Below are 12,607 nucleotides of genomic sequence, written 5' to 3'. Positions count from 1 at the left end.
TGCCATGTCCGAAAGAGAGTTCACCACCCTGCTGTCGCTGATGAACCAGCGCCAAGCCTGCCTGAGCAGCGCCTGCAAGGAGATTGCCGACTGGATCGACCGGCAGGGCGATGTGCCCGCCGCCGGCAAGATCCGCGCGAGCCTCAGGGCGCTGGAGGCCGACGAGGCCCAGGTTCGCAAAACGCTGACCTCGCTGACACTCGACAGGCCGCTGCCGCGCTTTCGCAGCTGAGCGCCGCAGCTGAAAAGAAAAGGGCCGCTAAATGCGGCCCTTTGGTCTGTCAGTGTTGCATGTGCATGTGGTCATGCCCACCGCCAGCGTCGGCGTTGAGCGGACGCACGTCGGCTTGTACGTCGAGGGTTTCCTTGGCCCCAGTGGCATCTTCGATGGTCAGGGTCAGCGGCACTTTGTCGCCTTCTTTCACCTGGCCGTTCAAGCCCATCAGCATCACATGCAGGCCATTCGGGTCCAGGGTCACCGGTTTGCCGGCCGGCAGTTCCACGGCCTTTACCTCACGCATGCCCATCACGTCACCGTTCATGGTCATCTCGTGCACCTGCACGGTCTTGGCCACGGGCGAAGCCACACTCACAAGCTTGCTGTCGCTGCTGGCGGTCAGGGTCATGAAGGCACCGGTGGACTGCTGGTGCGGCACGCTGGCACGCGCCCAGGCATCGCTCACAGTGGTCTGAGCCAGGGCCGGCAGGGCCAGGCCCATGAGTACCAGGGCAGCCAGGCCGCGTTTTATCGGTTGCATCGACATTCAGCAGATCTCCATCAAGGTGACCAGGTCTTCGGCGCATTCCTTGGCGTTCAGGGAATGGCCCAGGCTCAGGCGCAGGGTGCCACGCGTATCGTAGACGTAGCTGGTGGACGAATGAGAGATGGTGTACGTATCGCCGGCCGGGACCTTTTCGTAGAACACCTTGAACTCCTTGGCCACCGCAGCGATTTCCTCGGGGGTGCCAGTGAGCGCGGTGAACGACGGGTCGAAGGCCTTGACGTAGGCGTCGAGCACTTCGGGGGTGTCGCGCTCCGGGTCCAGGGTAATGAACACCACCTGGAACAGGTCGCGGTCACGGCCGCGCAGCAACTTGCGGATTTGCGCCGCACGCGCCAGCGCGGTCGGGCAAACTGCCGGGCACTGGGTGAAACCGAAGAACACCATCGGCATGCTGCCGTAGAAACTCGACAGGGTTCGCACGTTGCCTTGCGGGTCCTTGAGGCTGAACTTGCGCCCCAGGATTTCGTTGCTCATGTTCTTGCCGTACTTGAAGTCGAGCCCCCGGGCCGGGCTGCAGCCAGCCAGCAAACCAAGCCCGAGAACGCCCATCCCGGCGACAACTGCGCGCCGGGTATATAGATCATTCATGAAACCATCCTTTACAGGGAAGGTGCCGACCCTTGGGACGGGCCGACCGAAAAACCGGGGCATTCTGGCATGACACCCCCAGGGGTTCTACCCGACCATGGCGGTGATGGGCTACAGCCCTTTGAATACGGGCTGCGGCCTGTTGTCGCAGGGGTTGAAACCGTAACAGTTTGTTGCTAAGGGAAGGCTTTGTGAGGGCGGCTTTTCACGGCTGAAGGCCACCCCACACAAACCGCGCCTGCATCAGTAGTAGGCGTTTTCTTTCTGGGTATGGTCGGTCACGTCACGCACGCCCTTGAGCTCCGGGATACGCTCAAGCAGCGTGCGCTCGATGCCTTCCTTCAGGGTCACATCGGCCTGGCCACAACCCTGGCAACCACCGCCGAACTGCAGCACGGCGATGCCGTCGTCGACCACATCCACCAGGCTGACCTGGCCACCGTGGCTGGCGAGACCGGGGTTGATCTCGGTTTGCAGGTAGTAGTTGATGCGCTCGTTGATCGGGCTGTCTTCGTTGACCATCGGCACCTTGGCGTTCGGTGCCTTGATGGTCAGCTGGCCACCCATACGGTCGGTGGCATAGTCCACCAGTGCGTCTTCCAGGAACGGCACGCTGACCGCGTCCAGGTACGCCGTGAAGCTCTTCAGGCCCACGGCGGTGTCGTCAGGCTTTTCTTCGCCCGGCTTGCAGTAGGCAATGCACGTCTCTGCGTACTGCGTGCCCGGCTGGGTGATGAAAACGCGAATGCCGATGCCAGGCGTGTTCTGCTTGGAGAGCAGATCGGCCAGGTAGTCATGGGCGGCGTCGGTAATGGTTATAGCGCTCATGTAGGTTCCTCACAGACTTGCGGCCAAGTGTACGCCAACCCGGCCTTTGTACAAAGTCCTAGTATTTGACTCGGGAAAGCGCGTATTCCGGGGCCTGCCCCCGTGGCGCCGCCAGCCACGCCTGCATGCGCCGGTACAGGCCGCGTTCCAGCCACTGGTAGCTGAACCACGACATTAGTCCAATGGACGGCACGCACAGGGCGAACACCAGGTAGGGGTTCAGGTGCAGGCGCTGGCTGGCGAACCAGCCGGCATACAGCACCAGCACATGGATGAGGTACACCGAGTACGAACAATCGCCCAAAGCCTTGAGCAGCCGGTTGCCCTGGAACATCGGCTCCAGGGCAATGAATGCCAGCACGATCATCGCGCTGGGCACGCCCCAGTGGAGCAGGCGCAGGGACGCATCCAGGTGATAGATGGCAAGGCCCGCCGCAGCCAGCAATACCAGCGGCAGCCAGCGCCCCTGGCGGATCAGCCCGCGGCGGTACAGCACACCCAGGCCGATACCGAGCAAAAACTCGTAGATGATGCCGTTGTTGTAGAAGTGGCTGAGCAGGCCCAGCCGACCCAGGACCTCGCTAAGCAGTAACAACAAGGCGGTCACCAGCAACTGGTGATGACGCTGACGCACCAGGAAGGCCAGGCCGAACAGCAGGTAGAAGAACATTTCGAAGTTCAGCGTCCAGCCCACGTTCAAGGTCGGGTAAAGGCCATAGCCACCGGGGTTTTCCGCCGGTATGAACAGCAACGACAGAAGCAGGTGATGCCAGTCGAATTCCTGGTGTGGCATCCACTGGCTGAAGGCCAGCAGCAGCAGCGCCATCAGCGCCGTGTAGAACCAGTAGGCCGGGACGATGCGCAAGGCGCGGTTGAGCAGAAACTGGCGCGGTTCGATGGTTTTGTCGCAGGTCGACAGGTAGATGACCAGCCCGCTGATGACGAAGAAAATATCGACGCCGACAGCGCCGCGGTCAGTGAGCAACTGGCCGATCGGGCCGGTTGCGTGGAAGTCGAAGAATATCTGCATGAAATGGTGGCAAACCACCACCCAGGCGGCGAACGCCCGCAGTGCCTGAAGCGAATACAGCATGGAATACCCTGCAATTGCCGGTGCATTGAGGTCTTCGGGAGCGCAGTGCGCTCCATCACCAGCAAACCAGCGCCCACAGGGACCGCGTCAACCGAAAGCAACGCGGCCCCTGTGGGAGCTGGCTTGCCGGCGATTGGGCTGCAGCGCAGCCCCCGGACCACCCACTATTTCCGACCGCAGGTTGATCGGAAAGGTCAGCCACCCCGATCAGAGGTTCTCGTAGCGGTTCATGTCCAGCACCCCGGCCTCGACCGGCTGGGTTTCCTTGATGAAGCTGTTCAGGTCATGGAAGTAATGCCAGAACTGCGGATGGCTACGGCGCACGCCCCAGCGCATGACAATGCGTTCAAATCTCGCCGCATCATCCTTGGCATACTCCATGTCTTCGACAAACTCCGGCACATCGTCGGTCGGGATGTTGAAGATGAAGTTGGGGTAGCTGCTGAGCACGCCTGGGTACAGGGTCAGGGAATCCAGCCCCGGCTGGTAGCGGTACGCCTCACCCAGCAGGAACGCCACGTTGCTGTGCGCGCGGTTGCGCAGCAGGCTGTAGACCTGGCGCTGGCCGCCCGGCGCCTCGATGCGCAGCAGCGTCGCCTCGGGCAACTGATTGATCACCTTGAGCCCTGCGGCCGGGCGCGACACCAGGCGGCTGAGCGACTGCTCGGCATTGCGGAACGCTTCGTTCATCTGCGGCCGTGAGCAGAACGCACCCTGGCAGCGGTTGATCGGGTCGGGCGCGGCGTTCAGGCTGCCGGTGCGCTCCACCAGCTTCAGGCCAAAGTCGCGCTTGGGGTTGCGCGGGTCGAGCTTGATGCCGCTCGGGGTGTCGGTGTCGATGTTTTCATAATCCATCCACATCTTCACCTTGCCGCTGTTCTGGTACCAGTCACTCAGGATTGCCTGGCGCTGATCGGCCGGCATCAGGCGCAGGAAGTTGACCTCGGCGCCATTGCGGATCAGGTCGAAGTACAGGCGCGTCTGCAACTGGTGCGAAACATTGCCGTACACGTCGAAGTTGACCGCCAACTGATAATAAGTGCGCTCGAACAGCGGGTAGTCGAACAGCCACATGGTCAGCGGCACATCGCCGATCAAGCCTTTGCTCACCGCGGCGCTGTCGAAGTGACGGAAAATGCTCAGCAGTGCATTGTCGTTACCGGCCCACAGCGTCGCCCAACCCGGTGCCGGCATTTCGGCATAGGCTTCACGGCGCAGCTTCTCGTACTCGTTGCGCTTGTCGCGGTAGGCATGCCACAGGCCCAGCACGCTGCCCACATCATCGATCTGCCCGGGCATGGCCAGCAACGGCGTGGCCTCGCCCCGGTACTTGGCATCGGTGATGTAGCGGTCATGCGCCGGTTCCTGGAACAGCGCCCAGAAATTGTCGCGGATCACGTCCGTGGCGATCTGCCCACGGCACACCGGGCCACGGATGAAGGTGCGCACGAAGTATTCAGCGTTATCCAGCATGAACTGGTAGCGCGCCACTGCCGGGATCGCCTCGAAGGTTTCGAACGGGTTGGCCCGGTGACGCGGGCCATAGCCCGGCAATGCAGCAGCATGCCAGTCGCCGGCGTAGAACAGTTGCTTGACCCGCTTGAGCTTCTGCGGCCCCATCGGGTAGGTGATGTGCGTCTTGTGCACGATCACCCCCTGCGCCGGGATCAGCCGGTAATAGAAGTCGGTGCCTGGCGGGTCGTTGGGCCGGCGCGTGGCGATCAGGTCGACCGCCTTGCCGCTCGGCGTGCGCGAGCGCACCCACTGGAAGAAGTGGCCCTGCTCGCCACCCACGAAATAGATGTGCGCAAGGAACAGGTGCTCGTACAGCCAGCGGCCAACCAGCGCCTCGGTGGAACCCGGGCGGTTGAGCAGCTCCTCCCAATCGGCAATCTGCCGGGCCTCGGCCGCGTTCGGTTTGATCGGCTGATATTCCACCGGCGCGCCGGCCGCCAGCCAGCGGCGCATGGTGTCGTATTCCTGGTCGGTCAACCCGGTAACCGCCAGTGGCATGCCTTCCTTGGGGTGGGCGCCAGCGTAGGCGTCGAATTCGTGGGGCAAGGGGCACATGTTGTTGCGGTTCAGGCCCAGGACGATGTCCTCGGGCAGCTTGGCGTTGGGCGTAAGCGGGGTCTTGTGCCCAAGCTCCAGCATGCGCGCCATCAGGGCGGCCTGGCTGCCCTGGTTGTCGAGCACCGAATAGAAGCCTTTCTTGCGCCATTCCCCTTCGCTGTGGGCATCGTAGAACAGCCGCGTGGTGGGCACCGCCTTGCTCCGTTCACCCTGGTACACAGGTACCTTGGTTGCACCGCGCAGCGCACCCTCGGGACTTTCCAGCTTCAGCTGGCAGGCAGCGTCGTTGCAGGCGTGGCAGGCCACGCACTTCTCGGTGAAGATTGGTTGAATGTCCCGGGTGTAGGAAATGGCCGGGCTCGACTGGGGGGCTTGCCCGAACGCCAGGCCACTGATCAACAGGGCGAAGGCGCCAGCAAGAAAACGATGCACCATGTGCGAAATGTCCTGGTTCTTGAAAGCAATCACGATTTATCTGGTCGTCCCTGGTGCTCTTGCCAGCATGAAACCAACATGAGCAGTTTTCATGCAAATGGCCTATGCGCCTAAAAACCGCGCAGCTTTGTTATGATTCGGCACCTTCTGAAATTTGCCCGACCAGGTAGTTCCTATGTCCGACCGCAGCGCTCGTCTCCAAGCACTCCAGCACGCACTCAATGAGCGCATCCTGATCCTCGACGGCGGCATGGGTACTATGATCCAAAGCTACCGGCTCGAGGAACACGACTATCGTGGCACGCGCTTCGCCGATTGGCCAAGCGATGTCAAGGGCAACAATGACTTGCTGCTGCTCAGCCGCCCCGACGTGATCGCCGCCATCGAGAAGGCCTACCTGGATGCCGGCGCGGATATTCTCGAAACCAACACCTTCAACGCCACGCAGATTTCCCAGGCTGACTACGGCATGGAGTCGCTGGTCTACGAGCTGAACGTCGAGGGTGCGCGCATCGCCCGCCAGGTGGCCGACGCCAAGACTCTGGAAACCCCCGACAAGCCGCGCTTCGTCGCCGGCGTGCTCGGCCCTACCAGCCGCACCTGCTCGATCTCCCCGGACGTCAACGACCCCAGCTACCGCAACGTCACCTTCGACGAACTGGTGGAAAACTACATCGAGGCCACCCGTGGCCTGATCGAGGGCGGCGCCGACCTGATCCTGATCGAGACCATTTTCGACACCCTCAACGCCAAGGCTGCGATCTTCGCCGTGCAACAGGTGTTCGAGGACGACAACGTCGAACTGCCGATCATGATCTCCGGCACCATCACCGACGCCTCCGGCCGTACCCTGTCGGGCCAGACCACCGAAGCGTTCTGGAACTCGGTGCGCCACGCCAAGCCGATTTCGGTGGGCCTGAACTGCGCCCTCGGCGCCAAGGACCTGCGCCCCTACCTGGAAGAGCTGTCGACCAAGGCCGACACCCACGTTTCGGCCCACCCCAACGCCGGCCTGCCAAACGCCTTTGGCGAGTACGACGAAACCCCGGCAGAAATGGCCGCCGTAGTAGAAGAATTCGCCGCCAGCGGCTTCCTCAACATCATCGGCGGTTGCTGCGGCACCACCCCTGGGCACATCCAGGCGATTGCCGAGGCCGTGGCCAGGTACAAGCCCCGCGAGATCCCGGAAATCGCCAAGGCCTGCCGCCTCTCGGGCCTGGAACCATTCACCATCGACCGCCAGTCGCTGTTCGTCAACGTCGGCGAGCGAACCAACATCACCGGCTCCGCCAAGTTCGCCCGGCTGATCCGTGAAGAGAACTACACCGAAGCCCTGGAAGTCGCCCTGCAGCAGGTCGAGGCCGGCGCCCAGGTGATCGACATCAACATGGACGAAGGGATGCTCGACTCCCAGGCGGCCATGGTGCGTTTCCTGAACATGATCGCCGGTGAGCCGGACATCTCCCGCGTACCGATCATGATCGACTCCTCGAAATGGGAAGTGATCGAAGCGGGCCTGAAGTGCATCCAGGGCAAGGGCATCGTCAACTCCATCTCCATGAAGGAAGGCGTCGAGCAGTTCAAGCACCACGCCCGCCTGTGCAAGCGCTACGGCGCCGCCGTGGTGGTGATGGCCTTCGACGAGCTTGGCCAGGCCGACACCGCCGCGCGCAAGAAGGAAATCTGCCAGCGCAGCTATGACATCCTGGTCAACGAAGTGGGCTTCCCGCCAGAAGACATCATCTTCGACCCGAACATCTTCGCCGTCGCCACTGGCATCGAGGAGCACAACAACTACGCCGTCGATTTCATCGAAGCCTGTGCCTACATCCGCGATCATCTGCCCCACGCCCTGAGCTCGGGCGGTGTGTCCAACGTATCGTTCTCGTTCCGTGGCAACAACCCGGTGCGCGAGGCGATCCACTCGGTGTTCCTCTACCACGCGATCCAGAACGGCCTGACCATGGGTATCGTCAACGCCGGCCAACTGGAGATCTACGACGAGATCCCGGCCCAACTGCGCGAGAAGGTCGAGGACGTGGTGCTCAACCGCACCCCGGAAGGCACCGACGCCTTGCTGGCCATCGCCGAAGACTACCGGGGCGGCGGCGCCACCAAGGAAGTCGAGAACGAAGCCTGGCGCTCGCTGCCGGTTGGCAAGCGCCTGGAACACGCGCTGGTCAAGGGCATAACCGCGCATATCGTCGAAGACACCGAGGAGTGCCGCCAGCAATGCGCGCGCCCCATCGAGGTCATCGAAGGCCCGCTGATGAGCGGCATGAACGTGGTCGGCGACCTGTTCGGCGCAGGCAAGATGTTCCTGCCGCAGGTGGTCAAGTCGGCCCGCGTGATGAAGCAGGCCGTGGCCCACCTGATCCCGTTCATCGAGGCCGAAAAAGGCGACAAGCCGGAAGCCAAGGGCAAGATCCTGATGGCCACGGTAAAAGGTGACGTGCACGACATCGGCAAGAACATCGTCGGCGTGGTGCTGGGCTGCAACGGCTACGACATCGTCGACCTGGGCGTGATGGTGCCCGCCGAGAAGATCCTGCAAACCGCCCGCGACGAAAAGTGCGACATCATCGGCCTTTCAGGCCTGATTACCCCGTCGCTGGACGAGATGGTTCACGTGGCCCGCGAAATGCAGCGCCAGGGCTTCCAGCTGCCGCTGATGATCGGTGGCGCCACCACTTCCAAGGCACACACGGCGGTCAAGATCGAACCCAAGTACAGCAACGATGCAGTCATCTACGTTACCGACGCTTCACGCGCCGTAGGCGTTGCCACCCAGTTGCTGTCCAGGGAGCTGAAGCCCGGCTTTGTCGAAAAGACCCGCCAGGACTATGTCGAAGTTCGCGAGCGCACCGCCAACCGCAGCGCCCGCACCGAGCGCCTGAGCTACGCCCAGGCCATCGCCGCCAAACCGAAGTACGACTGGGCCGGCTACCAGCCTGCGGTGCCCTCCTTCACCGGCGTCAAGGTGCTGGAAGACATCGACCTGCGCACCCTGGCCGAGTACATCGACTGGACCCCGTTCTTCATCTCCTGGGACCTGGCCGGCAAGTTCCCGCGCATCCTCACCGACGAAGTGGTCGGCGAGGCGGCCACGGCGCTGTACCAGGACGCCCGTGAAATGCTCGACAAGCTGATCAATGAAAAACTGATCAGCGCCCGCGCAGTGTTCGGCTTCTGGCCGGCCAACCAGGTCGCAGATGACGACATCGAGGTGTATGGCGAGGACGGCCAGGCGCTGGCCACCCTGCACCACCTGCGCCAGCAGACCATCAAGCCGGACAGCAAACCGAACTGGTCGTTGGCCGACTTTGTCGCGCCAAAAGACAGCGGTGTGACCGACTACGTGGGCGGGTTCATCACCACCGCCGGCATCGGCGCCGAGGAAGTGGCCAAGGCCTACCAGGACAAGGGCGACGACTACAGTTCGATCATGGTCAAGGCCCTGGCCGACCGCCTGGCCGAAGCCTGCGCAGAGTGGCTGCACGAGCAGGTGCGCAAAGAGCACTGGGGCTACGCCCGCGACGAGCACCTGGACAACGAGGCGCTGATCAAGGAGCAGTACAGCGGTATCCGCCCTGCCCCTGGCTACCCGGCCTGCCCCGACCACACCGAGAAGGAAACCCTGTTCCGCCTGCTGGACGGCACCGGCATCGGCGAGACCGGCCCGAGCGGCGTGTTCCTTACCGAGCACTTTGCGATGTTCCCGGCGGCGGCGGTCAGTGGCTGGTATTTTGCCCACCCGCAGGCGCAGTACTTTGCCGTGGGCAAGGTCGACAAGGACCAGATCGAGCGCTACAGCGCGCGTAAAGGGCAGGACATCAGCGTCAGCGAGCGCTGGTTGGCGCCTAACCTGGGTTACGACAACTAAGACCTTGCTGGCTTCTTCGCGGGTAAACCCGCTCCCACAGGTACGGCGCAGGCCTCAAGGGCAATGCGGTCCCTGTGGGAGCGGGTTCACCCGCGAATAGGCCGGCACAGGCAACCTCATGTCAATTGCCTACACTGTCCCTGATTGCCTCTGATTCCCTCAGGAGCCACCATGGACGATTCCAGCCAGGGCAAACCCCCGACCTTCTGGCAGATGCTGCACAGCATCCTCGCCGCCGCCTTCGGCGTGCAAAGCGGCAAGAACCGCGCCCGCGACTTTACCCACGGCAAAGCCAGCCATTTCATTGCGCTGGGGACGCTGTTCACCCTGGTGTTCATTGCCGTGCTGATCGGCCTGGTGCAACTTGCCCTGCACCTTACCCGTTAGCCTGCAAGGGCCTCATCGCCGGCAAGCCAGCTCCCACAGGCCCACCACAGTTTTTAAGGCCTGTGGTGAACCTGTGGGAGCTGGCTTGCCGGCGACGAGGCCCTGACAGGCAAAATAAAAGCGCCCGCGAGATTCCCTCCCGCAGGCGCTTTGGCTGCATCACGGTCTTGAGTTTCAAGTCACTGGTGGCTGACCCAATACACAGCGGTCACTACAACCAGAACGATCAGACAGAGGATCGCCCAGGCATCGACACTGCTGTCAGCTTTGCGGACCTTGGTTGAGTTTCCCATTGCATTGCCTCTTGTAGTGGTTATGGGAATGCACTTCACCACCAGCAGTTAAGACGAGCAATGCCCTTCCCTCAAGCAGGGTCTTTCAATATTCGACAGGTGACGCAAGAAACGGATACCGATAGCTCGCTGGCCGCCCTTCAGCGCTGTAATGCTGGAAGTCGACGCCATAGTCGGCCCGTTCAAGCAGCTTCAACCAGCGTCTGGCCTTGGCCGGGTCGATTGCCTGCAACACTGGCACTCGGTGCTCGCGCAGGCCGTCGCGGTTCACCGCCAACCCCAGGGCGTCATCGTGGAGCATCACCATGGCCCAGCCGCCGAGGGTGAAATGCCCGCCCATCAGCGCACTCAGGCGGCCATCGAGGCGCGCACGCAAGGCCTCGGGCGAGCTGTTGACGGCGCTGAACAGCACATCGCCGCCGGGCTTGCGCCCCGCCTCCTCGAACGCCTGCATGGCCCCGAAGGCCATCTCGTCGTTGGCCGACCATACCAGCCGGGTAGCCGGGTAACGCTCCAGCAACTGCTGCGCCTGCTCGTAGGCACGCTGGCGGCTCCAGCCGCCGTAGACCACCTGACGCAGGCGCACTTGGGGAAAGTCGGCCAGGGCGCGACGCATGCCCTCCTCGCGCAGCTGCGAGGCCGGTGTGGTCTTGACCCCGGCAAACGCCACCAGGTCCACCGGCCCGCTGTCGCGCGGCAACTGCCTGGCCATCTGCTGCAACATCTGGAAGCCCGCCTGCTCGTCGTTGGCGGTCAAGGACCCCAGCAGCTCGGCGTACTTCCCGGGCTGGGCCTCGATACTGCGCGCCTGGCTGGAGGTCAGGCCGTTGTTGACCAGAAACAGCTTGACCCCGCTGCCCCGCGACAGGCGAATGATCTCGGGCGCCACGTACTGTTCATTGACCAGCACCAGATAGTCTGGCCGTTGTGGGCCTTGCAGGATCGCCCTGGCCTGGGTCAGGGCCAGGTCGGCACGGCGCTCGCTGTATTCTATCCGCAGGGTCATGCCCAGCTCATCCGCTGCCGCCTGCATGAAGCTGGCATAACTGGTCCAGAACGTTTCATTCGACAGCCCCGGGTTAAGGAAAACCACCGATGGCTGCGCGCTTGCCGCCAATGGCACGGCAAGGCAAAAGCTTTGGCACAAGGCCTTGAGCATGGGCTGACATCTCTGCGAAGCAAACGCCAGATTATAACCGCCAGGGCTGGCCTGGCGCACAAATGGCAGTCAGTCTCACATAGTCCATTTGGTTCTTTTCATATGCTAAAACATCACTTTAGCGCATAACCGCAACCTGCTATCTTTCCCCCGCTCCGTACCGGAGTGCGCGGCCGTGCGCGCGAATAGCTGCATGCCTGAGACAGGACTTTTATGTACGTATACGACGAGTACGATCAGCGGATCATCGAGGACCGCGTCAAGCAGTTCCGGGATCAGACCCGCCGCTACCTGGCCGGTGAGCTGAGCGAAGAAGAATTCCGCCCTCTGCGCCTGCAGAACGGCCTTTACATCCAACGTTTCGCGCCGATGCTGCGTGTCGCCGTGCCGTACGGCCAGCTGAACGCCACCCAGGTCCGCACCCTGGCCAAGATCGCTCGCGACTACGACAAGGGCTACGCCCACATTTCCACCCGCCAGAACGTGCAGTACAACTGGCCGGCGCTGGAAGACATCCCGGACATCCTCGCCGAGCTGGCCACCGTGCAGATGCACGCCATCCAGACCAGCGGCAACTGCCTGCGCAACACCACCACCGACCAGTTCGCCGGTGTCGCCGCAGACGAAATCATCGACCCGCGCCCATGGTGCGAGATCGTCCGCCAGTGGACCACCTTCCACCCGGAATTCGCCTATCTGCCGCGCAAGTTCAAGATCGCCATCAACGGCTCGCAGGAAGACCGCGCCGCCATCGAAGTGCACGACATCGGCCTTGAACCGGTGCGCAACGCTGCCGGCGAGCTGGGCTTCCGTGTTCTGGTCGGCGGCGGCCTGGGCCGTACCCCGGTGGTGGGCTCGTTCATCAACGAGTTCCTGCCGTGGCAGGACCTGATCAGCTACCTGGACGCGATCCTGCGCGTGTACAACCGTTACGGTCGCCGTGACAACAAGTACAAGGCGCGGATCAAGATCCTGGTCAAGGCCCTTACCCCGGAAGTGTTTGCCGAAAAGGTCGAGGCCGAAATGGTCCACCTGCGTGGCGGCGACACCACCCTGACCGAGGCTGAAGTACAGCGCGTGTCG

Annotated in this window: 10 protein-coding genes; 4 read left to right on the top strand and 6 right to left on the bottom strand. The window is 62.7% G+C overall.

Going from position 1 to position 12,607, the window contains the following annotated elements; translation table 11 throughout:
* The first annotated feature begins 4 nt into the window (after window positions 1-4).
* Complete coding sequence (locus HP546_RS00900) at window positions 5-232, top strand: hypothetical protein (RefSeq protein WP_172218739.1); 228 nt, start codon at window positions 5-7, stop codon at window positions 230-232.
* 49 nt (window positions 233-281) lie between these two features.
* Here HP546_RS00900 and HP546_RS00895 read toward each other — a convergent pair whose 3' ends face one another.
* The 5 genes from HP546_RS00895 to HP546_RS00875 form a co-directional block, all read right to left on the bottom strand.
* Window positions 282-764, bottom strand: coding sequence for a copper chaperone PCu(A)C (locus HP546_RS00895; protein WP_172218738.1), 483 nt, complete (start codon window positions 762-764; stop codon window positions 282-284).
* The gene (locus tag HP546_RS00890; RefSeq protein ID WP_172218737.1) at window positions 765-1,373 is read right to left on the bottom strand and encodes an SCO family protein; all 609 of its coding nucleotides are present in this window, start codon (window positions 1,371-1,373) and stop codon (window positions 765-767) included.
* A gap of 243 nt (window positions 1,374-1,616) precedes the next feature.
* A complete protein-coding gene (gene nfuA / locus HP546_RS00885; protein WP_172218736.1) occupies window positions 1,617-2,201 on the bottom strand; it encodes a Fe-S biogenesis protein NfuA in 585 nt (194 codons plus the stop codon).
* Window positions 2,202-2,259: 58 nt separating this feature from the next.
* Window positions 2,260-3,294 carry an acyltransferase gene (locus HP546_RS00880; RefSeq protein WP_172218735.1) on the bottom strand — a complete coding sequence of 345 codons (1,035 nt, stop codon included), beginning with the start codon at window positions 3,292-3,294 and terminating at the stop codon, window positions 2,260-2,262.
* 207 nt (window positions 3,295-3,501) lie between these two features.
* Window positions 3,502-5,802, bottom strand: coding sequence for a fatty acid cis/trans isomerase (locus HP546_RS00875; protein ID WP_172218806.1), 2,301 nt, complete (start codon window positions 5,800-5,802; stop codon window positions 3,502-3,504).
* Between the two features lie 175 nt (window positions 5,803-5,977).
* On the opposite strand from HP546_RS00875, the gene metH reads away from it, so the two are divergent.
* Both metH and HP546_RS00865 read left to right on the top strand, forming a co-directional pair.
* Window positions 5,978-9,685 carry a methionine synthase gene (gene metH, locus HP546_RS00870; protein WP_172218734.1) on the top strand — a complete coding sequence of 1,236 codons (3,708 nt, stop codon included), beginning with the start codon at window positions 5,978-5,980 and terminating at the stop codon, window positions 9,683-9,685.
* 171 nt (window positions 9,686-9,856) lie between these two features.
* Window positions 9,857-10,072, top strand: coding sequence for a DUF2970 domain-containing protein (locus HP546_RS00865; protein WP_043201995.1), 216 nt, complete (start codon window positions 9,857-9,859; stop codon window positions 10,070-10,072).
* 378 nt (window positions 10,073-10,450) lie between these two features.
* On the opposite strand, the gene HP546_RS00860 is transcribed toward HP546_RS00865, so the two are convergent.
* The gene (locus HP546_RS00860; protein ID WP_172218730.1) at window positions 10,451-11,524 is read right to left on the bottom strand and encodes an ABC transporter substrate-binding protein; all 1,074 of its coding nucleotides are present in this window, start codon (window positions 11,522-11,524) and stop codon (window positions 10,451-10,453) included.
* Window positions 11,525-11,737: 213 nt separating this feature from the next.
* On the opposite strand from HP546_RS00860, the gene HP546_RS00855 reads away from it, so the two are divergent.
* The coding region (locus HP546_RS00855) for a nitrite/sulfite reductase (protein ID WP_172218728.1) at window positions 11,738-12,607 on the top strand (870 nt) is incomplete at its 3' end.

This window comes from Pseudomonas sp. CM25, assembly GCF_013179705.1.
Taxonomy (GTDB): domain Bacteria; phylum Pseudomonadota; class Gammaproteobacteria; order Pseudomonadales; family Pseudomonadaceae; genus Aquipseudomonas.
Note: the sequence above shows the minus strand (reverse complement) of the source record. Positions and strands in the feature narration are given on the sequence as shown.